A 26,524-nucleotide genomic window follows, 5' to 3' on the forward strand; every position below is an offset into this window, starting at 1 on the left:
CAGCAGCAGCGGTAAGTTACACCAACCCCATCCCCACCACGCCGGTCAGTGCGCCGCACAGCGCCACCAACGCCGCCGTCAGGCACAGCGCGCGGGCGGAGAAGGCTTTGTTGAGCATCAGCAGCGAAGGTAGACTGACCGCCGGCAGGGTCATCAGCAGCGCCAGCGCCGGGCCTGCGCCCATGCCCGCCAGCATCATGGTCTGTACGATCGGGATTTCCGCCGCGGTGGGGATAACAAACAGGCAGCCGACGATCGCCAGACCGATGATCCACAGTAGGCTATTGTCGACGGCGCCGTCGGCGTGCGGGAACAGCCAGACCCGCGCCGCGCCCAGCGCCAGCACCGCCAGCACGTAGATCGGGATGGTCGACCAAAACAGCGCCCACAGCGCTTTGCCCCAGCGGGCGAGGAACGGCTGCTCGTCGCTCTGCGCCATCATCACCGGCGGCTGCGGCGCGGCGGGCTGCGGATCGTTGGCGGTCACGCGCTGCACCAGCCAGGCGATGCCCAGCACCATCACCACGCCCGCCACCAGACGGATGGCGGCGAACGGCCAACCGAGCACAAATCCCATGAACACCAGCGTCGCCGGGTTCAATACCGGGTTGGCGAGCCAAAAGGCCAGCGCGGCGCCGCTGGATACCGACTGGCGGCGCATGCCGGCGGCAACCGGTGCGGCGCAGCAGGTGCACATCATGCCCGGCAGCGCGATCAGCGCCCCCAGCACGGTGCCGGAAAAACGCCGGTGGCCGAGCGTGCGCGCCAGCCAGTCGCGCGGGATCAGCACCTGCACCAGCGAGCCTAACAGCACGCCGAGCAGCGCCGCCTTCCACACCGCGGTGAAGTAGACCAGCGCGTACTGCCAGGCCGCCAGCCAGGGGCTCGCGGCGCCGTCGGCCAGGATAGATTTGCCGATCGAGTGGCTGTCCGCCGCCACGAAGGCCTTGCCGTAGTAAGGCTGCCATTTGACGTAGTAGAGGCCAACGGCCACCACCAGCAGAAACAGGATCGGTTTCCACAGCGGCCAGGCGCGTGGGGCGTGTTCAGGGGCATTCAGAGATTGCGGCATGGTAGCGGCCAGAGTCAGTCAACAAAGGCGCCAGCATAGCGCGCCGCCGCCGCCCGTGCACGCCCGGGCTGTCCTAAATAGTTCATCTGTTCGCCACCGACGCGTAACGCGATTGTCATCTGCGCCCGTCACCATGATGCCGACGAGAAAACCACAGGGTAGACGCCCGATGAAACGCACCGCTTCCGCCTTCATCGCACCGCCATCAGCATGACGAGGTTTTTATTATGATGGAGTTATCTAGACATCCGACCACTTACCCCACCCGCTATCAGCAGATCGCCGCGCAGTTGGAACAGGAGCTGCGCACGCAGTACCGCTGCGGCGACTACCTGCCTTCGGAACAGCAGCTGGCCGAGCGTTACCAGGTCAATCGCCACACCCTGCGCCGCGCGGTGGATCAGCTGGTGGAGCGCGGCTGGCTGCAGCGCCGCCACGGCGTCGGCATTCTGGTGCTGATGCGGCCTTACGACTACCCGCTGCACGCCAATACCCGCTTCAGCCAGAACCTGTTCGAGCAGGGCAGCCACCCCACCAGTGAGCGCTTACTCGCTGTCTTGCGCCCGTGCAATGGGCATGTCGCCAGCGCGCTCTCGCGTGAAGAAGGCGAAATGGTGATCCACCTGCGCACCCTGCGCCGGGTCAACGGCGTGCCGATGAGCGTGATCGACCACTATCTGCCCGATCTGGAGTGGTGGCCGGCGCTACAGCAGTTCCACAGCGGTTCGCTGCACCAGTTTATCGAACAGCACCTCCAGCAGCCGCTGGCCCGCCGCCAGACGCGCATCAGCGCGCGCCGCGCGCAGGCCAAAGAGAGCCGGCTGCTGGAGATCGCCACCCACGCGCCGCTGCTGTGCGTGCGCACCCTTAACGTCCGCAGCGGCGGCGAAGACGTGGCGGAATACTCCGTCAGCCTGGCCCGTGCCGACATGATTGAACTGACGATGGAGCACTGAATGCAAGCCTTAGAGTCGAGACAACGCTGGATGTCGGTGCTGGCGCACAGCCGGCCCGAGCAGCTGCGCAGCCACTGGCAGGCGCTGAACCTCAGCCCGGGTTACCGCAGCATCCGCGCGCCGGAAATCGGCCTGGCCCAGCTGCAGGGACGCATGGGCGCCACCGGCCGCCGCTTCGTGTTGGGGGACATGACGGTCACCCGTGCGGTGGTGCAGCTGGACAACGGCGGCTACGGCTACAGCTATATCGCCGGGCGCGACAAGGCGCACGCCGAGCTGTGCGCGCTGGCCGATGCGCTGCTGCAACAGCCGGAACACGGCGAACGCCTGCAACAACAGCTGATCGCGCCGTTGGCCGCGCTGCAGCACGAACAGCGCCAGCTGCGCGCCCGGGCGATCGCCGCCAGCCGGGTGGACTTCTTTACGCTGGTGCGAGGGGATTAAGCCATGAGTTTATTGACCGGTTTTGAACAACCGATAGACCAATCGCAGCACGCTTTTCGTTTGATTCTTAAAGCCTTGAGCGAACCGGGCCACCGGGTGGCGCTGCCGGCCGGCCCGGCCTGGGCGCCGCTGAACGCCGCCAGCACCGCCGCGCTGCTGACGCTGGCCGATCAGGAAACGCCGCTGCAGCTGTGTGCGGCGCTTAAAAGTGAGCAAGTGCTAACAAACATTCGTTTTCACAGCGGCGCGCCGTTGGCCGCCACGGCGCAGGAGGTCTGTTTTGCCCTGTTCGATGAGCAGCTGCAGGCCGCCGATCTGCAGGCGTTGCCGCACGGCACTGAAATCTCGCCGGAGTTCGGCGCCACGGTGGTGGTGCAGCTTGCTGAGCTGGAGAACGGCGCCGCGCTGCGCCTGACCGGCCCCGGCATCGAGAATCATCGCCTGATTGCGCCGCGCCTGCCGCCGGCGCTGCTCGATTACCTGGTCAACCGTCCGCAGCGCTTCCCGCTGGGGCTGGATATTTTGCTGACCTGCGGCGATCGCCTGCTGGCGATCCCGCGGACCACCCACGTGGAGGTGTGCTGATGTACGTAGCGGTAAAAGGGGGCGAAAAAGCCATTGAGGCCGCCCATCAGCTGCAGGAACAGCTGCGGCGCGGCGACGAGGCGCTGCCGGCGATCGGCGCGGAACAAATTGAACAGCAGCTGGGGCTGGCGGTGGATCGGGTGATGACCGAAGGCGGCATCTACGATCGCGAGCTGGCGGCGCTGGCCATCAAACAGGCCAGCGGCGATCTGGTGGAGGCGATCTTCCTGCTGCGCGCCTATCGCACCACCCTGCCGCGCCTGGCGGTCAGTGAGCCGCTGGCCAGCGAAAACATGCGGCTGGAGCGGCGCATCTCGGCGGTTTACAAGGACTTGCCCGGCGGGCAGGTACTGGGGCCGACCTACGACTACACTCACCGGCTGCTGGACTTCGCGCTGCTGGCGGAAGGCGAGGCGCCGCGCGCGCCGCAGGCCGACGAACCGCTGCCGGACAACTGCAGCCACGTGTTCGATCTGTTGTGTCGACAGCAACTGGCGCGGGAGGAACAGGACGACGGCAGCGCGCCGGACGACATCACCCGCAACCCACCGGTCTACCCCTGCTCGCGCTCGGCGCGCTTGCAGCAGCTGGTGCGCGGCGACGAAGGCTTCCTGCTGGCGCTCGGCTACGCCACCCAGCGCGGCTACGGCCGCAACCACCCGTTCGCCGGCGAGATCCGCACCGGCCACGTTTCGGTGGAGATCGTGCCTGAAGAGCTCGGTTTCGCCATCGATATCGGCGACATCCTGCTGACCGAGTGCGAAATGGTCAACGGCTTCGTCGATCCCAAGGACCACCCGCCGCACTTCACCCGCGGTTACGGGCTGGTGTTCGGCCGCGCCGAGCGTAAGGCGATGGCGATGGCGTTGGTGGATCGCGCATTGCAGAGCCCGGACTACGGCGAAGGCGTCGCCGGCCCGGCGCAGGACGAAGAGTTCGTGCTGGCCCACGCCGACAACGTCGAGGCCGCCGGCTTCGTCTCCCATCTCAAGCTGCCGCACTACGTCGACTTCCAGGCCGAACTGGAACTGCTCAAGCGGCTGCGGCAGGAATACAGCGAGCGTCAGGAGGCCCGCGATGAGTGAAGTATTGACCGGCTATAACCTCGGTTATCTGGACGAGCAGACCAAGCGCATGATCCGCCGCGCTATCCTGAAGGCGGTGGCGATCCCCGGCTATCAGGTGCCGTTCGGCGGCCGCGAGATGCCGATGCCCTACGGCTGGGGCACCGGCGGCATTCAACTCACCGCCAGCGTCATCGGCCGCGCCGACGTGCTGAAGGTGATCGACCAGGGCGCCGACGACACCACCAACGCGGTGTCGATCCGCCGCTTCTTCCAGCGCGTCGCCGGGGTGGAAACCACCGAACGCACGCCGGAGGCCACCCTAATCCAGACCCGTCACCGCATTCCGGAAACCGCGCTGCGCGAAGACCAGATCCTGATCTATCAGGTGCCGATCCCGGAGCCGCTGCGCTTTATCGAACCGCGCGAAACCGAGACCCGCAAGATGCACGCGCTGGAGGAGTATGGCGTGATGCAGGTGAAGCTGTATGAAGACATCGCGCGCTACGGCCATATCGCCACCACCTACGCCTACCCGGTGAAGGTCAACGATCGCTACGTGATGGATCCGTCGCCGATCCCGAAATTCGACAACCCGAAAATGCACATGATGCCGGCGCTGCAGCTGTTCGGCGCCGGGCGCGAGAAACGCATCTACGCCCTGCCGCCGTTCACCAAGGTGGAGAGCCTGGACTTCGACGACCATCCGTTCAGCGTGCAGCAGTGGGACGAACCCTGCGCGCTGTGCGGCTCGCGCCACAGCTATCTGGACGAGGTGGTGCTCGACGATCGGGGCAACCGCATGTTCGTCTGTTCGGACACCGACTACTGCCGGCAGCAGCTGGCGCAATCTTCGCAAGAGGCGCAGCACTGATGACTTCCACCCCATTGAGCACCACCCCGCTGCTGTCGGTGAAGCGGCTCACCCACCTGTACGCCCCCAGCAAGGGCTTCAGCGACGTGTCGTTCGACATCTACCCCGGTGAAGTGCTGGGCATCGTCGGCGAATCCGGCTCCGGCAAAACCACGCTGCTGAAGTCGATCTCGGCGCGGCTGGCGCCGCAGCGCGGGCAGATCCTTTACCGCCCGCAGGCGGACCAGGAACACGATCTGTACGCCATGGCGGAGAGCGATCGCCGCCGCCTGCTGCGCACCGACTGGGGCGTGGTGCACCAGCACCCGCTCGACGGGCTGCGGCCGCAGGTCTCCGCCGGCGGCAACATCGGCGAGCGGCTGATGGCCATCGGCCAGCGCCACTATGGCGACATTCGCCGCCAGGCCGGCCAGTGGCTGGAAGACGTCGAAATCCCGCTGTCGCGCCTCGACGATCTGCCGACCACCTTCTCCGGCGGCATGCAGCAGCGGCTGCAGATCGCCCGCAACCTGGTCACCCACCCCAAGCTGGTGTTTATGGATGAGCCGACCGGCGGGCTGGACGTGTCGGTGCAGGCGCGCCTGCTCGATCTGCTGCGCAACCTGGTGGTGGAGATGCAGCTGGCGGCGGTGATCGTCACCCACGATCTCGGCGTGGCGCGGCTGCTGGCCCACCGCCTGCTGGTGATGAAACAGGGCGAAGTGGTGGAGAGCGGCCTGACCGATCGGGTGCTCGACGATCCGCACCATCCTTACACCCAGCTGCTGGTTTCTTCGGTGCTGTCGTAACCCAAGGCGATAACAGATGACTATGCAAATCCGAGTTGAACATCTCAGTAAAACCTTTGTGCTGCATCAGCAGTACGGCACCCGCCTGCCGGTGCTGCACGACGCCAACCTGACGGTCCACGGCGGCGAATGCGTGGTGCTGCACGGCCACTCCGGCAGCGGCAAATCCACCCTGCTGCGCTCGCTGTACGCCAACTACCTGCCGGACAGCGGCCATATCTGGATCAACCACCAGGGCGACTGGCTGGACATGGTCAGCGCCGACGCGCGCCAGATTCTGGCGGTGCGCCGCCATACGCTGGGCTGGGTCAGCCAGTTCCTGCGGGTGATCCCGCGCATCAGCGCGCTGGAGGTGGTGATGCAGCCGCTGCTGGAACAGGGCGTCGAGCGCGCCGAGTGCCGCGAACGCGCCGAAGCGCTGCTCGCCGCGCTCAACGTGCCGCAGCGCCTGTGGCCGCTGGCGCCGTCCACCTTCTCCGGCGGCGAGCAGCAGCGGGTGAACATCGCGCGCGGTTTTATCGTCGATTACCCGATCCTGTTGCTGGACGAACCGACCGCTTCGCTCGACAGCCGCAACAGCGCGGCGGTGGTGCAGCTTATCGAACGCGCCAAGGCGCGCGGCGCGGCGATCGTCGGCATTTTTCACGATGAAGGCGTCCGCCGACAGGTCGCCGACCGGCTTTATGACATGCAGGCGCCGCAGGCGCTGGAGGCCCTCTGATGATCGTCAATAACGTTAAGCTGGTGCTGGATGACCAGGTGGTGCAAGGCTCGCTGGAGATGCAGGACGGCGTGATCCGCAGCTTCGCCGACGGCCCGAGCCGGCTGCCGCAGGCGCTGGACGGCGACGGCGGCTGGCTGCTGCCGGGGCTGATCGAGCTGCATACCGACAACCTGGACAAGTTCTTTACCCCGCGCCCGAACGTCGACTGGCCGGCCCATTCGGCGATGAGCAGCCACGACGCGCTGATGGTGGCCAACGGCATCACCACGGTGCTGGACGCGGTGGCGATCGGCGACGTGCGCGACGGCGGCCACCGGCTGGAAAACCTGCAGAAGATGATCGACGCGGTGATCCACAGCCAGCGCGCCGGGGTGAACCGCGCCGAGCACCGGCTGCACCTGCGCTGCGAGCTGCCGCACGAGAGCACGCTGCCGCTGTTCGAACAGCTGATGGACAAGCCGGGTGTGTCGCTGGTGTCGCTGATGGACCACTCGCCGGGCCAGCGCCAGTTCGCCTCGCGCGAAAAGTACCGCGAATATTATCAGGGCAAATACCACCTCAACGATCAGCAGATGAGCGAGTACGAGGCGCAGCAGGTCGCCCTGTCCGCCCGCTGGGCCGCGCCGAACCGCGAGGCGATCGCCGCCCACTGCCGCGCGCGCCGCATCTCGCTGGCCAGCCATGACGACGCCACCGCCGCGCACGTGGCCGAATCCTGCGCGCTGGGCAGCGCCATCGCCGAGTTCCCCACCACCGAGGCGGCCGCCCGCGCTTCGCACCAGCAGGGCCTGCAGGTGCTGATGGGCGCGCCGAACATCGTGCGCGGCGGCTCCCATTCCGGCAACGTGGCGGCGCACCACTTGGCGGCGCTGGGGGTGCTGGATATTCTCTCTTCCGATTATTACCCGGCCAGCCTGCTGGACGCGGCGTTTCGCCTCGCGGCGGACGAGCGCAACGCCTACGATCTGCCCCAGGCGGTGCGCATGATCACCCGCAACCCGGCGCGGGCGCTGGATCTGCAGGATCGCGGCGCCATCGCCGAAGGATTGCGGGCGGATCTGGTGCTGGCGCGGCCGCACGGCGAGCACGTTTACGTGCAGAACGTGTGGCGTCAGGGCAGGCAGGTGTTCTGATGGCGCGGCTCATCTATCTGATGGGGCCTTCCGGCGCAGGCAAGGACAGCCTGCTGGCCGCGCTGCGGGCCGACGCCGACCGCGCGCCGCTGGTGGCGCACCGTTACATCACCCGGCCGGCGGACGCCGGCTGCGAGAATCACATCGCGCTGAGCGAAGCCGAATTTCTGCGCCGCCGCGCCAAGGGGCTGTTCGCGCTCGACTGGCAGGCCCACCAGCAGCGCTACGCGTTCGGGATCGAAGTGGATCTTTGGCTGCTGCAGGGGATCGACGTAGCGGTCAACGGTTCACGCGCCCACCTGCCGCAGGCGCAGCAGCGCTACGGTGCACAGCTGCTGCCGGTATGCCTGCAGGTCAACGCCGCGATCCTGCGCCGGCGCCTGCAGGATCGGGGGCGGGAAAGCGCTGAACAGATCGAGCAGCGGCTGGCGCGGGCGGCGGAATATCAGCAGAGTCTGCCCGCCGGCTGCCGGGTGCTGCACAACGACGGCCCACTCGACGATACCCTGGCGGCGCTGCTGGCGCTGCTGCCTACCGCCACCCGACAAGCTCAGGATGCGACGCCATGAACGACTTTGCCCAGCCGAAAATCGGCGACAACGTGACCCTTAACCGCACCCGGCTTGGCCAATATGTGCACCTGGCCGACGATGCGATCCTGGAAGAGGTGGAGATGGGGGACTACTCCTACACCGCCGGGCACAACCAGATCTTTTACGCCGCTATCGGCAAGTTCGTCTCCATCGCCTCCTATGCGCGCATCAATCCCGGCAACCACCCGACCTACCAGCGCATCGCGCAGCATCACTTCACCTACCGCGCTTCCGAATACGGGCTGGGGGAAGACGACGCGGCGTTCTTCGACTGGCGGCGCGAGCACCATGTCACCGTCGGCCACGACGTGTGGATCGGCCATAACGCCATCCTGATGCCGGGCGTCAGCGTCGGCAACGGCGCGGTGATCGGCAGCGCGGCAGTGGTTACCAAGGAGGTGGAGCCTTACAGCATCGTCGCCGGCGTGGCGGCCAAAAAGATCGGCATGCGCTTCGACGACGCGCTGATCGAGCGTATCGAACGCAGCCAGTGGTGGCACTGGGATCACGCCACGCTGCAGGCGCGGCTGGCGGATTTTCGCGACATCAACCGCTTTGCGCAGAAGTACCTTTAACGGAGGGGGGGAACGATGCAACTGACCTTTCTCGGCACCGGCGGCGCGCAGCAGGTGCCGGTGTTCGGCTGCGACTGCCCGATCTGCCAACGGGCGCGGCGCGAGCCGGCATTTCGGCGGCGAGCGTGCAGCGCCATGCTCAACTATCAGGGGGAAACGACCTTATTGGATGCGGGATTGCCGGCTTTGGAGCGGCGATTTTCGGCGGGGCAAATTCAACGTTTTTTACTGACACATTACCACATGGATCACGTTCAGGGGTTATTTCCTTTGCGTTGGGGGTGCGGAAATTCCATTCCGGTGTATGGTCCGCCGGATGAACAGGGCTGCGACGACCTGTTCAAACACCCTGGCATTCTGGCGTTTCAGCCGCCGCTGGCGCCCTTCGCCACCGTCGAGCTGGGCGGCATGCGCATCACCCCGCTGCCGCTGCAACACTCCAAGCTAACCCACGGCTACCTGATCCAGGCGGCGGGCGCTTCACTGGCCTACCTGACCGACACCGTCGGCCTGCCGCCGGCCACCGCCGACTATCTGCAGAATGTGGCGCTGGATCTGCTGGTGCTCGACTGCAGCCTGCCGCCTCAGCCGCAGGCGCCGCGCAACCACAACGATCTGACCCGCGCGCAGGAGACGCAGCGGTTGCTGCAGCCCAAGCGCACGCTGCTGACGCACATCAGCCATCATCTCGATCGGTGGCTGCTGGACAACGAGCTGCCCGCCGGCCTGGAGCTGGCGTTCGATCACCTCAGCGTCAGTCTCGGTAGCAATGCAGCCGATCCGATTCCAGCACCCTGACCCCTTCGCCCGGCGTGAACGCCTGCTGCAGCAGCGTTTGCGCCACGTCTTTGGCGGAGACGGCGCGCCATTTGCCGGGCAGCAGCCTGAACAGCGGCAGCGTGAGGCGCTCCATCAGGCGCGGCGCAGGGCGATCCCCCACCAGCATGGAAGGCCGCACCAGCGTCAGGCGCGGCCAGCGCTGTTCGCGCAGCGCCTGCTCCATCTCGCCTTTGGTGCGGTTATACAGGAAGGTGGAATCCGCGTTGGCACCCAACGCGCTCACCACCAGACAGTGCTGTGCCCCCAACCGGCGGCCAGTCAGCGCGCTCTCCACCACCAGTTGGTAATCGACGTAGCGGAAGGCATCGGCGCTGCCCGCCGCCTGGCGGGTGGTGCCCAGGCAGCAGAACACCAGATCGACCGGCTGCTGCAGGCCGCTCAGCAGTTCGAACAGCGCATCACCGACCGGGTTGGTCAGCTTGCCGTGCGGCGGCAGCGGCGTGCGCGTCGGCGCCACAATGGCCGTTATCTGCGGATCGCTTTGCAACAGCTGCAACAATTCGCGCCCCACCAGCCCGGTTGCGCCGACTAACAATGCTCGCGCCATGCGATCTCCCGTTGTAATCAATACGTCGATTTAAAGTATAGACCGCGCCCAATGCAGCTTCTTGCCGAAACCAAGGGTGTTGTCGGTCATCTTCACCTCGTGCAGATCCAACCGCCATACCGAGGCCTTCATCGCCCTGGCGATCGGGAAGCGCTTGCAGTAACGCGCGCGCGCCGCCTCGGCCTCTTCGCCGCTCAGCAGCACCGCCTCGGCGCGGTATTGCACGCCGCGGATCAGCGCGATGCTTTTCGGTTTCGGCGCGATGGTGCCAACCACCCGGCCGTTGTTCAGCATCAGCCCGCCGTGGCGGGTGTGCGGTTCGGTCATCAGCCACAGCGCCATCGTCGCGGCGTCGAACACGTAAAAACAGTTGGCGCACCACATGTCGAGGCCGTCGCCGGCGCACAGCGTCAAGACGTGTTGCTTGCCGATGAAATCCGCAATCTGCTGCCGTTGTTCTGGGGTATTCAAGGTTACTCGCCTCCCTGTTCACTCACTTCATCTTACCCTGCGTTGTTGAAGCGAGTCACAAATAACGATAATCATCAAAAAACAAAATTGAATATAAAAACACAATAAATGCATTTTTATTAACTTAAGCCCAAAGCGGATTTATAACATAAAAAATACAAGGCGGATTTATTTGATCGTTATGCAACCGGTTAATCGAGCGATTTTATTGTTCTCATCCTGACGACACGCAAATTTAGCGCACACGTCCGGCACCGATTAGCAATTTATTTACATACCCAGTTGACTCCCTGAACACGATTTATGCAATTCACTGCATAACTTATGAATAGTTATTTATCAAAACCGGCATTTATGTGACTTTAATCACGATTTTTAGCCCGCCTTGCGTTAAAATAGCGCCATCTTTTCACTCAGCAAGGTGGATTAGAAAATGGAAAACAATAACCGAAAAATGGCGCACATCAGGCGCACAACCCATATTATGATGATGGCTCATCGCAGCTGCTTTAGTTTCGCATTCTTCAACTACAGATAACCCTCACCCCCTCGCTCTTACGCCGTTGTTAAGAGTGTCTTTGCGTTTCACTTTATTCTCCGCACTCCGGTGATAATGTCTTTCCCCCGCAAACCGGGAAGGGCGCGCAATACATTTTTAATACCGTTAAAGAGCCTCCAAGAAAAATAAAACAAAGAACACAGTTAATGTCTTAGGGCATCACTGGGCTCTCGTACACCTTTATTTTCGTGAAGGCGTTAGCGGCAAATTAAATTATTTGCCGGCGGAATGCCTTTGCCTGAAGAATGAGAAAAATGAAAAATTTAAAAATTGCCGCCAACACCCAAACCCTCGGCTGCTTTGAAACTGAACGCGACATCGTCGATGTGCATCACAGCGATTTCAATGACGTCGCCGCCATCGTGCTGTCGGTGGAGGACGTTGCGCAAGGCATGGTGGCGCGCATCGAAGAACACGGCCTGAACATTCCGCTGTTCGTCGCCGTCTGCTGCGAAGAAGAGCTGGATAACGCCGTCTTGCCAGCGCTGCACGGTGTGTTTGAACTGTGCGGCAAGAATACCCAGTTTTACGGCAAACAGCTGGAGGCCGCCGCCGCCAAATATGAGAGCGAACTGCTGCCGCCGTTCTTCAACACGCTGACGCAATACGTAGAAATGGGCAACGCCACTTTCGCCTGCCCCGGCCACCAGGGCGGCGAGTTCTTCCGCAAACATCCGGCGGGCCGCCAGTTCTTCGACTTCTACGGCGAAACGCTTTTCCGCTCCGACATGTGCAACGCCGACGTCAAACTGGGCGATCTGTTGATCCATGAAGGCGCGCCTTGCGCCGCACAGCAGCACGCCGCCAAGGTGTTCAACGCCGACAAGACCTACTTCGTGCTCAACGGCACCTCGGCCTCGAACAAGGTGGCGACCAATGCCCTGCTGACGCGCGGCGATCTGGTGCTGTTCGACCGCAACAACCATAAATCCAACCACCACGGCGCGTTGATCCAGGCCGGCGCCACGCCGGTTTATCTGGAAACCGCGCGCAACCCGTTCGGCTTTATCGGCGGCATCGACGCGCACTGCTTCGACGAACGCTACCTGCGCCAACAGATCCGCGAAGTGGCGCCGGAACGCGCCAACGAAGCCCGCCCGTTCCGCCTGGCGATCATCCAGCTCGGCACCTACGACGGCACCATCTACAACGCCCGCCAGGTGGTCGACAAGATTGGCCACCTGTGCGATTACATCCTGTTCGACTCCGCCTGGGTGGGCTATGAGCAGTTCATTCCGATGATGAAAGACTGCTCGCCGCTGCTGCTGGAGCTGAACGAGAACGATCCCGGCATCATCGTCACCCAGTCGGTGCACAAGCAGCAGGCCGGTTTCTCGCAGACCTCGCAGATCCACAAAAAAGACAAGCACATCAAGGGGCAGAGCCGCTACTGCAACCATAAGCGCTTCAACAACGCGTTTATGCTGCACGCCTCCACCAGCCCGTTCTACCCGCTGTTCGCCGCGCTGGACGTCAACGCCAAGATGCACGAGGGCAAAAGCGGCCAGCGCCTGTGGCAGGAGTGCGTGCGCGTGGGTATCGAAGCGCGCAAAATGCTGCTGGATACCTGCACGATGATCAAACCGTTCGTGCCGGATCAGATCGACGGCAAGCCGTGGCAGGCCTATGACACCGCGGCGATGGCCAACGATCTGCGCTTCTTCAACTTCGTGCCCGGCGAGAAGTGGCACGCCTTTGAGGGCTATGCCGAGTCGCAGTACTTCGTCGATCCATGCAAGCTGCTGCTCACCACGCCGGGCATCGATACCGCCACCGGCAGCTACAGCGAGTTCGGCATCCCGGCGACCATTCTGGCCAACTACCTGCGCGAAAACGGCATCGTGCCGGAAAAATGCGATCTCAACTCGATCCTGTTCCTGCTGACGCCGGCGGAAGACATCGCCAAGATGCAGCACCTGGTGGCCCTGATAGCCCGCTTCGAGAAGCACATCGAGCAAAACTCCCTGCTCAGCGAGGTGCTGCCTGCGGTCTATAAAAACCACGAGCAGCGCTACAAAAACTACACCATCCGCCAGTTGTGCCAGGAAATGCACGATCTTTACGTCAGCTATGACGTTAAAGAACTGCAAAAAGAGATGTTCCGCAAAAGTTATTTTCCGCGCGTGGTAATGAATCCGCAGGACGCCAATACCGAGTTCGTGCGCGGCAATGTGGAATTGGTGTCGCTGGCCAAGGCCGAGGGCCGCATCGCCGCCGAAGGCGCCCTGCCTTACCCGCCTGGCGTGCTGTGCGTGGTTCCCGGTGAAATTTGGGGCGGCGCCGCGCAGCGTTATTTCCTGGCACTGGAAGAAGGCATCAATTTATTGCCGGGGTTCGCGCCGGAATTGCAGGGCGTTTATATCCAACAGGATGAGGACGGCTGGAACCGCGCTTACGGCTACGTCATGAAAAATTAATCACCTTACGGGGCGGCGATTATTCTCGCCGCCCGGATCGCATCCTAAAAGAGAAAATGATCATGAGTAAGTCCAATAATAAAATGGGGGTCGTGCAATTAACGATCCTGACCGCCGTGAATATGATGGGTTCCGGCATAATTATGCTGCCGACCAAGCTGGCCGAAGTGGGCACGATTTCGATCGTTTCCTGGCTGGTGACCGCCGTCGGCTCGATGGCGCTGGCCTACGCCTTCGCCAAATGCGGCATGTTCAGCCGTAAATCCGGCGGCATGGGCGGCTACGCCGAATACGCCTTCGGTAAATCAGGCAACTTCATGGCGAACTACACCTACGGCGTTTCGCTGCTGATCGCCAACATCGCCATCGCCATTTCCGCCGTCGGCTACGGCACCGAGCTGTTCGACACCACGCTCAGCCCGCTCGGGATCTGTATCGCCACCATCGGCGTGCTGTGGCTGGCGACCGTCGCCAACTTCGGCGGCGCGCGCATCACCGGCAAAATCAGCGGCATCACCGTCTGGGGCGTGATCATTCCGGTGGTGGGCATCTCGGTCATCGGCTGGTACTGGTTCAGCGGCAGCGCCTACGTCGCCGCCTGGAACCCGCATCAGGTGCCGACCTTCGAAGCCATCGGCGCCTCCATCTCAATGACCCTGTGGGCGTTCCTGGGGCTGGAATCCGCCTGCGCCAACACCGACGTGGTGGAAAACCCGGAGCGCAACGTGCCGATCGCCGTACTGGGCGGCACCCTCAGCGCGGCGGTGATCTATATCATTTCGACCAACGTGATCGCCGGCATCGTGCCGAACATGGATCTGGCCAACTCCACCGCCCCGTTCGGGCTGGCGTTCTCCCACATGTTCAACCCGACGGTCGGCAAGATCATCATGGCGTTGATGGTCATGTCCTGCGTCGGCTCGCTGCTCGGCTGGCAGTTCACCATCGCTCAGGTGTTCAAATCCTCCGCCGACAGCGGCTTCTTCCCGAAAATCTTCTCCAAGCTGAGCAAGGCCGACGCGCCGGTTAAAGGCATGCTGACCATCGTCGTCATCCAGAGCGGTTTGTCGCTGATGACCATCAGCCCGTCGCTGAACAAGCAGTTCAACGTGCTGGTGAACCTGGCGGTGGTGACCAACATCATCCCTTACATCCTGTCGATGGCGGCGCTGGTCATTATTCAGAAAGTGGCGAAGGTGCCGGACAACAAGGCGCGCATCGCCAATATCATCGCCGGCATCGGCGCGCTGTACAGCTTCTATGCGCTCTACAGCTCCGGTGAAGAAGCGATGATGTGGGGCGCCATCGCCACCTTCCTCGGCTGGACGCTGTACGGCATCGTTTCGCCGCGCTTCGAGCTGGCGGGAAAAAAGGGGTAAAGCGGTAAGGCTCCGGCGGCCGGGGATGGGATTGTGATGGGGTGCAATATCACCTCATCGCAACCCTGGCCAGCCGATGCTCTCTGTCGCCCACGCCGCTCTAGTGACTGGAATGACTCACTCTCTTTTTACTCTCGGGCTTTATTATCAGTAAATCCAAGCCACCAAGCATAATCCCTGTTCACTACCGCCATTCATAAATAAAAAGCATCAAAACATCATTGATACCGCTTATATAAATCCATTTAAAACAGCGTTCTCGCTTCGTCACCCCATGTGCGCCAATGCCTTCACCATGAATAAAAACCTTATTTAACATGGCGTTAGGATGATTAATGCCGTTTTACAGGGACTTTATTTCCCGAACGCCTAAGCACTTTCTATCATCTGCTCTGCTTTCCGGCGGTGCTATGATCATCGTTGATTTACAACCAATCACCGGCTCATCATCGGAATAAACGGCCAATTATTCACCCCGGAAGTCACGTGACGAGGTTTATATGAAAAACAATGAAAAACTCATTGTGAAAGCAGAAGAGACTCAACTGCCAAAAGATGTGGTTTATGCATTCTTGATGAACACGGCAAAGGAAGACGTCACCAATGCCGCCATGCGTCTTATCGATGAAAACGCGGTTTATACTTCCCTGAACTTTGAAAACAAAGAGCTCAAACAGATCGAGCCCTGGGCGGGCACTTCTCAAGGGCGACAGGTTTACATCGATACCTTTTCAAATGTCGGCACTTACTGGGAGATAAACGACTTCACGATCGGTGACATTCTTGCCGACGGAGGCACCGTGGCCGTATTTGGTCAATTCACCTATACCTCAGTAGCGCTAGGCCATCAGTTCACCTCTCCTTTCGCAATAAAAGCGCAGGTCAAAGACGGAAAAATCGTTTATTTCCAGTTTATGGAAGACACCTATGCTTCCGCGGCTTCATTCCGCGTCAGTGGCGAGTGGACAATTCAGCATCATAAAGGGGAAGAAAACAAATTTACCGTGGGCGTAAAATAATCCCTTATCGTCAAGACGGAATAAACAAACCGTTCCGCCAGTGGTGAAATCCATCGTTAAATCGTGACAAAATAGAGATGCCGCGCTTAGCTATGGCGGCCTGATGTCATCTCTACCCTTGCACAGGACCCCAATGATGGACTTGCCCCACTGGTATCTCTATATGCTGCGTTTACCGAGCGGCATGCTGTATACCGGCATCACCACCGACGTGGCGCGCCGCCTGGCGCAGCATCAGGCCGGCAAAGGCGCCAAGGCGCTGCGCGGCAAAGGGGAATTGACGCTGGCGTTTCACTGCCCGGTGGGGGATCGCTCAACGGCGCTGAAGCTGGAATACCGCGTCAAACAGCTGAGCAAAATACAAAAAGAGCGGCTGGTGAATCACCCGCCGCTGTCGTTGGAGTATTTGTTGCCAGGCGCTAGAAGCGATTAAACGGCGCCGAAAAAGCCACTTCGCCACTGACGCCATTCAGGGCGTCTTCCGCCAGCGGATACACCTGGAATGCGCTTTCCGTCTCCGGCCAGCGGCAGTGCAGGCCATAGGCGGCGGCCGGTTTAAAGCCGAAGCGGCCGTAGTAGGCCGGATCGCCCAGCACCACCACCGCGGCGTAGCTGAATTCGTTCAGCGAATCCAGGCCTTCGTACACCAGCTTTTCAGCCAGCCCCTGGCGGCGCAGGCTTTCATCAACCGCCAGCGGCGCCAGCGCCACCCATTGGCGGTCTTCGCCGGCCACGTCTACCGGGCTGAACGCGGCGTAACCCACTACCCCACCTTCGTCGTCAGTGGCGACCACGCCCAGCGTCAGCAGGCCGTCTTCACGCAGCTGCTGCACCAGATCGGCTTCGTCGTCGCGGCCAAAGGCGCGGCGCAGCAAGGCGTCAATGCCCGCCGCGTCTACCGGGATCTCTACGCGGATCAGCATGATACCGCCACACGGGAAACCGACGCCGTGCCCTCCTGCAGCCCTGCTTCGACAAAATCAGCCAACTGCAGCAGCCCCATGCGCAGCGGCGCAGGCATGCTTTCCAGCTCGATGGCGTCCATCAAATTTTTCACATACAGGCCCAATTCGGTATCCCCTTCAATCTGCAGCCGACGCTGAAAGAACAGCGTATCCGGATCTTGCTTGCGCGCCGCGATCAGGATCAGATCGTTGGCGTCGCCGCTGAAGCTGACGTCCGCTTCGGCGTGCTGGCTGACCACCAGTTTGTCGTTTTCTACCGTCATAAACCAGTGTAGCGCCAGATCGCGAACTTCGATCTTCAACCAGCGCGATTCGAGAAATTCCAGCTCGCCATCCGCCAACGCCTGGCGGAACTGCCAGCTCAGCACCTGTTGCAGCAACTGGCGCTGCAGGGCGAACGGCGTGAATTTCAGCGGGATGCGCAGCAGCGACGGCCCCTGGCGCACAAGGCGTGCTCGTAGTTGTTCCAACACGGTCATCCACTCCTTTCAATACGGACTACCGCTATTTTGCCACACTGGCGCGCGGCTTCAGCGGTCTATATCAACAAATAGTGCATTTCACCGCCATGTTTATCAATACGCCATAAGCTGCCCCAAATCAAAACCTGTGTGCGCCCCTTTGCCTAAAATGGCCTCCCCGATTCGCGTTTGCCGGCGGAACACCGCCGCCGGCAACCTTTAAAGACAGCGTGCGCCCGGCCGGGCGTACGGCTAAGCCAGGATAAATCTATGGAGCTGCTTTGTCCCGCCGGCAACCTGCCGGCCCTGAAGGCCGCGGTGGATAACGGCGCCGATGCCGTTTACATCGGGCTGAAAGACGATACCAACGCGCGCCACTTCGCCGGCCTCAACTTCACCGAGAAAAAGCTGCAGGAAGCGGTCGATTACGTGCATCGCCACGGCCGCAAACTGCATATCGCCATCAACACCTTCGCCCATCCCGACGGCTACGCCCGCTGGCAGCGCGCGGTGGATATGGCGGCTCAATTGGGCGCCGACGCTCTGATTCTGGCGGATCTGGCAATGCTGGAATACGCCGCCCAACGCTACCCGCAGCTGGAGCGCCACGTTTCGGTGCAGGCTTCCGCCACCAATGAGGAGGCGATCCGTTTCTACCAACGCAACTTCGAGGTCGGCCGGGTGGTGCTGCCGCGGGTGCTGTCGATGCACCAGGTGAAACAGCTGGCGCGCACCAGCCCGGTGCCGCTGGAAGTGTTCGCCTTCGGCAGCCTGTGCATCATGGCCGAGGGGCGCTGCTACCTTTCCTCCTACCTGACCGGCGAGTCGCCGAACACCGTCGGCGCCTGTTCGCCGGCGCGTTTCGTGCGCTGGCAGCAAACCGCACAGGGCATGGAGTCGCGCCTGAACGACGTGCTGATCGACCGCTATCAGGACCACGAAAACGCCGGTTACCCGACGCTGTGCAAGGGCCGCTATCTGGTGGACGACGTTCGCTACCACGCGCTGGAAGAACCCACCAGCCTCAATACGCTGGAGCTGCTGCCGGCGCTGCTGGCCGCCAACATCGCCTCGGTGAAGATCGAAGGCCGCCAGCGCAGCCCGGCTTACGTCAGCCAGGTGGCGCGCGTCTGGCGCCAGGCGATCGACCGTTGCCAGGCCGATCCGGCCGCCTATCGCGCCGACGCCGCCTGGATGGAGACGCTGGGCGCGATGTCCGAGGGCACCCAAACCACGCTGGGCGCCTATCACCGCAAATGGCAGTAGCCGGAGGAAACATGAAATACGCACTCGGGCCGGTACTCTACTACTGGCCGAAAAACGACATCGCGGCGTTCTATCAACAGGCGGCGGAGAGCAGCGCCGACATCATTTATCTCGGCGAGAGCGTCTGCACCAAGCGGCGCGAGATGAAGGTCGGCGATTGGCTGGCGCTGGCGCGTGAAATCGCCCGCAGCGGCAAGCAGGTGGTGATCTCCACGTTGGCGCTGCTGCAGGCGCCGTCCGAACTGAATGAGCTGAAACGCTATGTGGAGAACGGCGAGTTCTTGTTTGAAGCCAACGATCTGGGCGCGGTCAACATGGCGGCGGAGCGCGGTCTGCCGTTCGTCGCCGGCCATGCGCTGAACTGCTACAACGCCTATACCCTGCGCCTGCTGCGCCGCCAGGGCATGGTGCGCTGGTGCATGCCGGTCGAGCTGTCGCGCGACTGGCTGGCCAACCTGCTGACGCAGTGCGACGAACTGGGCTTCCGCCACGACTTCGAAGTGGAGGTGCTGAGCTACGGCCACCTGCCGCTGGCCTATTCGGCGCGCTGCTTCACCGCCCGCTCGGAAAACCGCGGCAAGGACGAATGCGAAACCTGCTGCATCAAGTATCCGCAGGGCCGCATGATGCGCTCACAGGAGCAACAACAGGTGTTCGTGCTCAATGGCATCCAGACCATGAGCGGCTACTGCTACAACCTCGGCAACGAGCTGCCGAGCATGCAGGGGCTGGTGGACATCGTGCGGCTATCGCCGCAGGGCGCCGAGACGCTGGCGCAAATCGACGCCTTCCGCGCCAACGAGTATGGCGAGCAGCCGCTGACTTTGACCGACCACGCCGACTGCAACGGCTACTGGCGCCGCGTGGCGGGGTTGGAGTTGGTGTCTTAGCGAGGACAGTGCCGGCGGCGGACGCTGCCGGCACTGTTTATTTATCAAGATTAATGCGGTCATTTCCACCGTGGAACCAATGGAATAAACTTACACACATCAGGCAGCAGCTTCTGATACCAAAATACGTGAAAACCGCGATGGCCGCATCTACCAAATGTTCTCCGTATGAAATAATACTCAATGAGGAGAACGAGATAAGTAACATACTCAACGTTAGCGCCATCATATTACAAAGCGGGTTTAAAAGACGCCTATTAACCATAACCCACCCTCTATTTTTGACACTCTAAAAGCAATTGACTCATCACCAGCGACATTGCCCATTAACGCTATTGGCGTTTTTATTCCCGCCCAAGGCACCACCGTTATTCTTATTATTCCCGGCTGGGCTGTTATCTGCGCAAGAGACCGCCCCCATTAAGCCACCGGCAACGGCCATTCCGACCATCCCAGGCGGGCCGCCGGAAAAACCGGTAAATGCGCCAATGATAATGCCCATTCCAACCTGATTGGCACAAGAGTTTGGCGCACCTCTGCTTGGCCTATCACGATCGCCGCCGTTATTTCCATCGCCACAACCGCCAATCAGTTTCATCTCATCAAATGTAAGCATTCTTATTGTTGACATATTATTCCATCCTTTAAATAACACGTTATAGATAAAATTAACGTCAACCATTAACTCCCTAAGCAGGTCGACAATTACAATTACCAAAGTCAAAATAAGAAATCAAATTAAAATAAGAGTGAACATTCCACTAAATAAATCACCTTAACCATATCAATAATACGAAATAATAAAGGCACCGAAAATGGCGCCTTTATTTATCCCCTACGCCCGCCGCTTCCTGAACATCCCGCGCAGCGCCACGCTGTTGCGCAAGAAGGCCACGCCGAAGCCCAGCAGGGTGTAGACCACGCCGAGTATCAACATCATCACCACATCGCCCCACACTTCATTCAGCGACAGCCCCATCTGGTTGACGCCGGCGATCGCCTTGGTGCCCCAGGTGGAGGGAATGCTGTACGAGATGGCGCGCACCCAGGCCGGCATCGACTGCAGCGGCCAGATGGTGCCGGACAGGTAGAAGACCGGCGTCGTGATGAACGCCAGCGTGAGGTAGATCATCTCGACGCTGCGCAGGCACTCGGTCACCAGCTTGCCCAGCCCCAATACCGCCAGCAGGAACGGGAAGGTCAGCAGCAGCAGTTCGGCGATGTTCGCCGTCTGCCTATAGCCCAATACCCACGGCCACAGCACGAACAACACGATCGACAGGAACAGCCAGATCGGCAGCAGCGCCGTCAGCCCGCCGAGGTGCGCCGCCAGCGGCGCTTTGCCGCCGGGCATGCTCTTCATGGCAATATTGACGCGGATACAGGCGATCAGCAGCGAGTGCTGCAACAGCATCACCAACAGGCCGGGGAAGATGATCGCCGCGAAGCTGATGCCGGGGTTGAACACGTCCAGCGTTTGCCCCAGTATCGGCGTCAGCAGTATCTGCGCCTGCCGTTCGCTGAAGCCGCTGCGCAGCAGCAGCCCGTTGTTGTACTCCGTCAGCAGTTGCTGATAGGCCGCCACCACGTCTTGTTGGATCTGGCCGTTGGCCAGGCGGTTGGTGGCGTCGCCGTAGACCGGCACCACGATGTTTTGCCCGCTGAGAATTTTCTTCTCCAGATCCACCGGCATGATGATCACCGCAAACAGCTTGCGCCAGCTGAGATCGCGCTGCGCCTGTTCCAGGCTGTCGTAGGTTTCAATCGCGATCTTGGAGGTGGCGTCCAGTTGGCGGATCAGCTGGCGGCTGGCGGTGCTGTGATCCTGATCGACCACCCCCACCGGCAGATCCCACACCGTGCGGTTGGCGTACACCAGGCTCATGATGCACAGCGACAGGATCAGCATCAGCCACACCGGTCGCTCCAGCATGCCGAGCAGCACTTTAACGAAGGTTTGCCAATAGAGCTTCATCCGGCGTTCCCCTCTTTTTCCAGCCGCGCCGGCAGGCGATTGCGCACCAGCAGCGCGGCCACCAGCGGATAGACCGCCAGCAGCGCGCACACGCTGAAGATGGCGCTGGCGTGCACCTGCCGCAGGAAGACGTCGAACATCGCGTACAGCGCGTGGGTCAGCGGTTCGATGTTGGAAATGATGCGCGCCGGCAGCGGCATCGACAGCTCAGGCACCGCCATACCGGAGAAGGTCATCGCGATACTGACCAAAATACCGATCAGGCTGTAGGCGGTGATGGTGCTGCCGGTAAAGGTGTACAGCAGCAGGCCGATGCTCTGCGCCGCCATCACATAGAACAGGCCAATCATGAGCATAAACAGCGGGTTGCCGCTGACGCGGGCGTCAAAGATGCCCACCAGCGCCGCGATCTCGACCATCAGCAGGGTGGTGAAACACAGCGTGTACGGCGCCAGCTTGCCGAGCAGCGCCAGGCTGAACGGCTTGGCCTGCAGCAGTGACTTGCTGCGCGCCAGCACATAGATCATGCAGGTCACCGCGAACAGCTGCAGCAGGTGGATGGTGGCGGCGAACTGCTGGTAATAGATATAGCTGCCGCTGGCGTTGAACAGGCTGCCGTAGGAGAGCGTCACGTCCGCCAACGGCGGCAGCGTTTTGCCCATCTCGGTGGCGATGATGCTGCGGGTGCTGGCGTTGATTTCGTTCATCAGGCCGCCGAAGTCCTGAGTGGAGTACAGCCCGGCGCCGTAGAACAACGCATTGTAGTACATCACCACGCTCGGCTGTTTGCCCGACAGCGCGTTGGCCTCAAGATCCGGCGGGATATACAGCAACGCGTAATCCTGCGCGCTGCGCAGGCGGCTCAGTGACTCCGGCAGCCCGCCGCCGTAAGCCTCGACGTGGGCGTGCGAACCGGCGTCCAGCCGGCGCGTCAGCGATTTGGACAGCGGGCTGTGATCGCTGTCCACCACCGAGACCGGCAGATCGAGCAGCGTGCCTTCGGAGAAGTTGCTGCTGATCAGCGCAAACAGGATCAGCGGAAAGATCCAGCTCAGCCAGTGCACCACCGGGCTGCGAAAGGCGACGCGACACTCTTTGTCGAACGCGTGACTGAAGCAGCGCCAGCCGGCCCTTACTCTTTCCATTGCCATAAGGTGCTCATCCCCGGACGCAGGCCGTCCACCGGCTGTGACGGATACAGGCGCACTTCGAAGGTTTTCAGGTCGAAGTCGCCGGTGGCGCGGGTGGCGCGTTTGGTGGCGTAATCCCCCAGCGGCGCGATGTAGCGCACCTCGGTGTCGATCATTTTGTCCTTCAGCGCCGGCACCCGCAGCTTGACCTTGTCGCCTTTGCGCACGTGGGCCAGGATGTCTTCACGCAGGTTAAACACGAAGTAGGCGTCCGGCACCCGGATCAACGTCACCAGCGGGCTGCCGGCGTTCAGCAATTCGCCCACTTCGGCCGGGATCGGCCCCACTTCGCCGTCCACCGGCGCTTTCACCTGCAGATCGTCGCTCTGCGCCTGGACCTGCAGCAGGTTCTCTTCCGCCGCCCGCAGCGCCGCCGCATATTGCTGCCGCTGCTCGACGCGGTCGCCGTTGATGCCTTCATCCAGGTTGGCCTTGGCGGCCTGCACCTGCTGGAAGGCGGTGTCGCGCGACCGGCGCGAAGCGTCCAGCTCGGACTTCGAGATATAGCCCTTGCCGGCCACGCTCAGGTTACGGTTATAGTCGTTTTGCGCATTGCGATACTGCGCCTCGGCCTGCGCCAGGTTGGCGCGCAGGTTGCGGATGCTCTCTTCACGGGTGCCGTGCAGCGACAGCTCGAGCTGCGCTTTGGCCTCGTCGCGCGTCGCCTGCGCGGAACGCAGCTGCGCCATCAGTTCGGGGCTGTCGAGTTGGATGATCAGTTGGCCGCTTTTCACGTCGTCGCCGCGTTCGATCAGGCGTTCAACGACTCGGCCTTTCGCCTTGGATGCGACGATCACTTCGGGGGCATCCACTTCACCCTGCAGTAACAGATCCTGATTGTGCGCGCGGAACAGGATCGCCAATGCGATCGCCGCCAACATCAGCAACAGGGTAAACAGCGTCTTTTTTTTCATTATGTCAGCTCCCGGAACGGTAAGCGGCGGGCGGGGATCATCATTTCCATGTCTCAAATTGCTCCAAAAAACACCATTGCACTCATGAGGATATCACAAGCACATATCTCCTCTTTTATAACTATAAATTGGATTATGCTTTTAACACTAAAAAGCATCTTTTTTTCGGCCTTTTAGTATGCAGACTCCTGCAATCGCCCTTTAAGCGATCCACTCTCTGATGGACGATGTCATGACTGAACACACTGCCGTACCGCTTTCGGTACTGGATTTATCGCCAATCCCGCAAGGGGCCAAGGCGCGCGACGCTTTCCACTGTTCGCTGGATCTGGCGCAGCACGCCGAACGCTGGGGCTACCAGCGTTACTGGCTGGCCGAGCACCACAATATGACCGGCATCGGCAGCGCCGCCACCTCGGTGCTGCTGGGCTATCTGGCCGCCGGCACCCAGAGCATTCGCCTCGGCTCCGGCGGCGTGATGCTGCCGAACCATGCGCCGCTGGTGATCGCCGAGCAGTTCGGCACGCTGGAGTCGCTCTACCCCGGCCGCATCGATCTGGGGCTGGGCCGCGCGCCCGGCACCGATCAACGCACCATGATGGCGCTGCGTCGCCACCTGTCCGGCGACGTGGATACCTTCCCGCGCGACGTGCAGGAACTGCAAAACTACTTCTGCGACGCGCAGCCCGGCCAGCCGGTGCAGGCGGTGCCGGGCCAGGGGCTGCATGTGCCGCTCTGGCTGCTCGGCTCCAGCCTCTACAGCGCCCAGCTGGCGGCGCAGCTCGGCCTGCCATTCGCCTTCGCTTCGCACTTCGCTCCGGATATGCTGTTCCAGGCGCTGCAGCTGTACCGCGAGAACTTCAAACCCTCCAAACAGCTGGCGCAGCCGCACGCCATGGTGTGCGTCAACGTGATCGCCGCCGACAGCGACCGCGACGCGCGCTTCCTGTTCAGCTCGATGCAGCAGCAATTCATCAATCTGCGCCGCGGTTCGCCCGGCCCGCTGCCGCCGCCGGTGGATAACATCCACGCGCTGTGGACCGCCGGCGAGCAGTATGGCGTCGAACAGGCGCTGCGGATGTCGATCGTCGGCGATGAAAAAACGGTGCGTCACGGGCTGCAAACGCTGCTGCGTGAAACCGATGCCGACGAGATCATGGTCAACGGCCAGATCTTCGATCATCAGGCGCGGCTGCGTTCGTTCGAGATCGTCGCCGGGATGAAGGGCGACATCGTGAAGGGCTAAAAAGCGAAAAGGCGGTGGGAACCCCACCGCCTTGGCGTTAACGCTGGATCAGGTAGCGGATGGTCGGCCCGTCCTGCTGGATATCCAGCACCTTGTAGCCGTGGTTGCGCGCATCAAGCGGGATGTTGTTGATCGACTGCGGGCAATCGCTGATCACCTCCAGGATCTCTCCCGGCTTCAGCTGCGGCATCGCCTCCAGCGTCGCCACCGCCGGGTACGGGCAAGGCTCGCCCAGCATGTCCAGCCGGTAGTCCGGCACTATCGTCGTCTCTTTCATGGCATGCTCCTCAAATTCACCACCTGCGCCTCAGGCCGGGCGCGGAAAAAGCGTTTCTCCCACCACAGCATGGCGGCGAAGGCCAGCGCCAGCAGCAGGTAAGTCACCAGCAGGCCGCCGATCGGGCCGAAGGTATCGAGCAGGTTGATCTTGTCGTAATCGGTCGCCAGCGCCGGCGCCAGGTCGTCCCAGTAATAGGCCAGCAGCGTAGCGCCGATGATGTTGCCCAGCCCCACCCACCAGTAGTGCACCTGCCCTTCCACCGCACGGTACATCCAACCGGTCTCGCAGCCGCCGGCCAGCACGATGCCGAAGCCGAACAGCAAACCGCCCAGCACCGCATTCGGGCCGGCCCACATGATCTTCGGCGCCACGCCGAGCTGCACATAGCTGAAGATGCCGATGGCGCTCACCGCCATGCCGATGATGATGGCTTTCGCCATGTGGGTGCGGCCGGTGATCCACAAATCGCGGAACGCCGAGGTGAAGCAGATCTGCGCGCGTTCGATCAGCAGGCCAAAGCCGATGCCGAACAGCATGGCGATGCCAAGCTTCGGCGCATCGAACAGTGTCCACAGCGACCAGGCCACCGCCAGGCCGAAGACGGCCATGCCCAGCAGGAAGCGGCGGCGCGCCTGCTCAGGCTTCTGCGTCAGCGGCGCGGCGGCCTTCACCTTTTGCAATTTGACCGGAATGCGGAACATCGGCAGCAGCGTGAATTTGGCGCCGAAGTAGGAGCCGGCGGCAGTCGCCAGCGCGAAGAACCAGGCGTGCAACGAGAACTGCGGAATGCCGGTGAAGAATGCCGCCAGGTTGCAGCCCATCGCCAGGCGTGCGCCGAAGCCGGCGATGATGCCGCCCAGCAGCGCCTGCACGATGCGAATGCGGTGCTGCGGCTGACGCAGTTTGATGTTGTTGGCCCACAGCGCGGCGGCGATGCAGCCGGCGAACATGCCGATGATCATGCGCCCGTCGATGCGCTCCAGCGGCGTGCCCTGCAGGCCAATGACCTTGAAATAGCCCCATTGCTCGGGGTGCAGGCCGAACCACTGCAGCACATGGCCGCCCCAGCGGGTGAATTCGCCGGTCACCGCCCAGAAGGTGCCGGTCATGCCGAAGTAGTAGGTAGAAAGGATCCCGGCGGCGATCACCGCCGGCAGCGGCGCCCAAAAGCGCACCAGGTATTGAGATTTAAACTGCTGCCAACTCATGGCATCTCCCGTGCATATCATCCGTAAGAAAAAACCTTATGAATGATACGCCATTCAGGGGCGTTTGACGGCAACTTTCAGGCATAAAA

General features: G+C 61.8%; 30 protein-coding genes. 19 read left to right on the plus strand and 11 right to left on the minus strand.

The features are described from left to right. Positions 1-16: 16 nt before the first annotated feature. Positions 17-1,072, minus strand: a complete 1,056-nt coding sequence (locus ACJ8PL_RS17035; protein WP_117287203.1) for a permease — start codon at positions 1,070-1,072, stop codon at positions 17-19. Positions 1,073-1,299: 227 nt separating this feature from the next. Between ACJ8PL_RS17035 and phnF the strand changes: the two genes are divergently transcribed. Genes phnF through phnP form a run of 11 tightly spaced genes read left to right on the plus strand, consistent with a single transcriptional unit; the run spans position 1,300 to position 9,606 of the window. Continuing rightward, positions 1,300-2,028 carry a phosphonate metabolism transcriptional regulator PhnF gene (phnF, locus tag ACJ8PL_RS17040; protein ID WP_048325886.1) on the plus strand — a complete coding sequence of 243 codons (729 nt, stop codon included), beginning with the start codon at positions 1,300-1,302 and terminating at the stop codon, positions 2,026-2,028. Next, a complete protein-coding gene (gene phnG, locus ACJ8PL_RS17045; protein WP_019453314.1) occupies positions 2,029-2,472 on the plus strand; it encodes a phosphonate C-P lyase system protein PhnG in 444 nt (147 codons plus the stop codon). 3 nt (positions 2,473-2,475) lie between these two features. Next, complete coding sequence (gene phnH / locus ACJ8PL_RS17050; protein ID WP_442531300.1) at positions 2,476-3,057, plus strand: phosphonate C-P lyase system protein PhnH; 582 nt, start codon at positions 2,476-2,478, stop codon at positions 3,055-3,057. Then, positions 3,057-4,142, plus strand: a complete 1,086-nt coding sequence (locus tag ACJ8PL_RS17055; protein WP_117187876.1) for a carbon-phosphorus lyase complex subunit PhnI — start codon at positions 3,057-3,059, stop codon at positions 4,140-4,142. The genes phnH and ACJ8PL_RS17055 overlap by 1 nt, the downstream gene beginning before the upstream one ends. After that, on the plus strand, positions 4,135-4,995 hold the full coding sequence (locus ACJ8PL_RS17060) for an alpha-D-ribose 1-methylphosphonate 5-phosphate C-P-lyase PhnJ (protein WP_004933420.1): 861 nt from the start codon (positions 4,135-4,137) through the stop codon (positions 4,993-4,995). Before ACJ8PL_RS17055 ends, ACJ8PL_RS17060 begins: the two co-directional genes overlap by 8 nt. Continuing rightward, complete coding sequence (gene phnK / locus ACJ8PL_RS17065) at positions 4,995-5,783, plus strand: phosphonate C-P lyase system protein PhnK (protein WP_079451151.1); 789 nt, start codon at positions 4,995-4,997, stop codon at positions 5,781-5,783. Before ACJ8PL_RS17060 ends, phnK begins: the two co-directional genes overlap by 1 nt. Positions 5,784-5,799: 16 nt before the next feature. Further along, positions 5,800-6,504 (plus strand): phosphonate C-P lyase system protein PhnL, encoded by a 705-nt coding sequence (gene phnL / locus ACJ8PL_RS17070; protein ID WP_019453319.1) that lies wholly within the window; start codon positions 5,800-5,802, stop codon positions 6,502-6,504. Then, a complete protein-coding gene (gene phnM / locus ACJ8PL_RS17075) occupies positions 6,504-7,640 on the plus strand; it encodes an alpha-D-ribose 1-methylphosphonate 5-triphosphate diphosphatase (RefSeq protein WP_033638888.1) in 1,137 nt (378 codons plus the stop codon). Before phnL ends, phnM begins: the two co-directional genes overlap by 1 nt. After that, positions 7,640-8,209, plus strand: coding sequence for a ribose 1,5-bisphosphokinase (phnN, locus tag ACJ8PL_RS17080; RefSeq protein ID WP_079451152.1), 570 nt, complete (start codon positions 7,640-7,642; stop codon positions 8,207-8,209). Before phnM ends, phnN begins: the two co-directional genes overlap by 1 nt. Continuing rightward, a complete protein-coding gene (locus tag ACJ8PL_RS17085) occupies positions 8,206-8,808 on the plus strand; it encodes a DapH/DapD/GlmU-related protein (RefSeq protein WP_442531301.1) in 603 nt (200 codons plus the stop codon). The genes phnN and ACJ8PL_RS17085 overlap by 4 nt, the downstream gene beginning before the upstream one ends. Positions 8,809-8,823: 15 nt before the next feature. Next, on the plus strand, positions 8,824-9,606 hold the full coding sequence (gene phnP, locus ACJ8PL_RS17090) for a phosphonate metabolism protein PhnP (protein ID WP_079451154.1): 783 nt from the start codon (positions 8,824-8,826) through the stop codon (positions 9,604-9,606). Here the strand turns inward: phnP and ACJ8PL_RS17095 are convergent. Continuing rightward, positions 9,563-10,195, minus strand: a complete 633-nt coding sequence (locus tag ACJ8PL_RS17095; protein WP_028127579.1) for an NAD(P)H-binding protein — start codon at positions 10,193-10,195, stop codon at positions 9,563-9,565. The two genes, phnP and ACJ8PL_RS17095, sit on opposite strands and share 44 nt — an antisense overlap. A 30-nt stretch (positions 10,196-10,225) precedes the next feature. After that, positions 10,226-10,666, minus strand: coding sequence for a YhbP family protein (locus ACJ8PL_RS17100; protein ID WP_015376428.1), 441 nt, complete (start codon positions 10,664-10,666; stop codon positions 10,226-10,228). A 433-nt stretch (positions 10,667-11,099) separates the two neighbouring features. On the opposite strand from ACJ8PL_RS17100, the gene speFL reads away from it, so the two are divergent. From speFL to ACJ8PL_RS17125, 5 genes are all read left to right on the plus strand, one after another. Continuing rightward, a complete protein-coding gene (speFL, locus tag ACJ8PL_RS17105) occupies positions 11,100-11,204 on the plus strand; it encodes a leader peptide SpeFL (RefSeq protein ID WP_004933443.1) in 105 nt (34 codons plus the stop codon). 275 nt (positions 11,205-11,479) lie between these two features. Continuing rightward, entirely contained in the window at positions 11,480-13,642 is a 2,163-nt protein-coding gene (gene speF / locus ACJ8PL_RS17110) for an ornithine decarboxylase SpeF (protein WP_079451155.1), read from the plus strand. A gap of 62 nt (positions 13,643-13,704) precedes the next feature. Further along, positions 13,705-15,021, plus strand: coding sequence for a putrescine-ornithine antiporter (potE, locus tag ACJ8PL_RS17115; protein WP_025305085.1), 1,317 nt, complete (start codon positions 13,705-13,707; stop codon positions 15,019-15,021). 500 nt (positions 15,022-15,521) lie between these two features. Then, positions 15,522-16,040, plus strand: a complete 519-nt coding sequence (locus ACJ8PL_RS17120) for a nuclear transport factor 2 family protein (protein WP_004933453.1) — start codon at positions 15,522-15,524, stop codon at positions 16,038-16,040. Between the two features lie 136 nt (positions 16,041-16,176). Next, positions 16,177-16,473: a GIY-YIG nuclease family protein gene (locus ACJ8PL_RS17125; protein WP_033634297.1), complete on the plus strand. Its 297-nt coding sequence runs from the start codon at positions 16,177-16,179 to the stop codon at positions 16,471-16,473. Here the strand turns inward: ACJ8PL_RS17125 and ACJ8PL_RS17130 are convergent. Further along, a complete protein-coding gene (locus tag ACJ8PL_RS17130; RefSeq protein WP_016929312.1) occupies positions 16,460-16,963 on the minus strand; it encodes a GNAT family N-acetyltransferase in 504 nt (167 codons plus the stop codon). The two genes, ACJ8PL_RS17125 and ACJ8PL_RS17130, sit on opposite strands and share 14 nt — an antisense overlap. Further along, positions 16,957-17,478, minus strand: a complete 522-nt coding sequence (gene ubiT, locus ACJ8PL_RS17135; protein ID WP_028127577.1) for a ubiquinone anaerobic biosynthesis accessory factor UbiT — start codon at positions 17,476-17,478, stop codon at positions 16,957-16,959. The genes ACJ8PL_RS17130 and ubiT overlap by 7 nt, the downstream gene beginning before the upstream one ends. Positions 17,479-17,736: 258 nt before the next feature. Here ubiT and ubiU point away from each other — a divergent pair, with 258 nt between their 5' ends. Beyond that, positions 17,737-18,732, plus strand: a complete 996-nt coding sequence (ubiU, locus tag ACJ8PL_RS17140) for a ubiquinone anaerobic biosynthesis protein UbiU (protein WP_016929314.1) — start codon at positions 17,737-17,739, stop codon at positions 18,730-18,732. Positions 18,733-18,743: 11 nt separating this feature from the next. Beyond that, positions 18,744-19,622, plus strand: a complete 879-nt coding sequence (locus tag ACJ8PL_RS17145; protein ID WP_016929315.1) for a U32 family peptidase — start codon at positions 18,744-18,746, stop codon at positions 19,620-19,622. Between the two features lie 307 nt (positions 19,623-19,929). Here ACJ8PL_RS17145 and ACJ8PL_RS17150 read toward each other — a convergent pair whose 3' ends face one another. From ACJ8PL_RS17150 to ACJ8PL_RS17165, 4 genes are all read right to left on the minus strand, one after another. Beyond that, positions 19,930-20,304, minus strand: coding sequence for a hypothetical protein (locus ACJ8PL_RS17150; RefSeq protein ID WP_126502204.1), 375 nt, complete (start codon positions 20,302-20,304; stop codon positions 19,930-19,932). 153 nt (positions 20,305-20,457) lie between these two features. Beyond that, entirely contained in the window at positions 20,458-21,597 is a 1,140-nt protein-coding gene (locus ACJ8PL_RS17155; RefSeq protein WP_016929316.1) for an ABC transporter permease, read from the minus strand. Beyond that, positions 21,594-22,748 (minus strand): ABC transporter permease, encoded by a 1,155-nt coding sequence (locus ACJ8PL_RS17160; protein WP_033651473.1) that lies wholly within the window; start codon positions 22,746-22,748, stop codon positions 21,594-21,596. The genes ACJ8PL_RS17155 and ACJ8PL_RS17160 overlap by 4 nt, the downstream gene beginning before the upstream one ends. Beyond that, positions 22,730-23,701, minus strand: a complete 972-nt coding sequence (locus ACJ8PL_RS17165; RefSeq protein ID WP_016929318.1) for an HlyD family secretion protein — start codon at positions 23,699-23,701, stop codon at positions 22,730-22,732. Before ACJ8PL_RS17165 ends, ACJ8PL_RS17160 begins: the two co-directional genes overlap by 19 nt. Positions 23,702-23,933: 232 nt before the next feature. Between ACJ8PL_RS17165 and ACJ8PL_RS17170 the strand changes: the two genes are divergently transcribed. Further along, positions 23,934-24,947 (plus strand): luciferase-like monooxygenase, encoded by a 1,014-nt coding sequence (locus ACJ8PL_RS17170; protein ID WP_028127575.1) that lies wholly within the window; start codon positions 23,934-23,936, stop codon positions 24,945-24,947. Between the two features lie 37 nt (positions 24,948-24,984). Here ACJ8PL_RS17170 and yedF read toward each other — a convergent pair whose 3' ends face one another. Continuing rightward, positions 24,985-25,224 (minus strand): sulfurtransferase-like selenium metabolism protein YedF, encoded by a 240-nt coding sequence (yedF, locus tag ACJ8PL_RS17175; RefSeq protein WP_004933486.1) that lies wholly within the window; start codon positions 25,222-25,224, stop codon positions 24,985-24,987. After that, positions 25,221-26,435: a selenium metabolism membrane protein YedE/FdhT gene (gene yedE, locus ACJ8PL_RS17180; protein ID WP_442531302.1), complete on the minus strand. Its 1,215-nt coding sequence runs from the start codon at positions 26,433-26,435 to the stop codon at positions 25,221-25,223. The genes yedF and yedE overlap by 4 nt, the downstream gene beginning before the upstream one ends. Positions 26,436-26,524: the final 89 nt, after the last annotated feature.

Source organism: Serratia sp. CY83965, from assembly GCF_052166375.1.
Taxonomy (GTDB): domain Bacteria; phylum Pseudomonadota; class Gammaproteobacteria; order Enterobacterales; family Enterobacteriaceae; genus Serratia; species Serratia marcescens.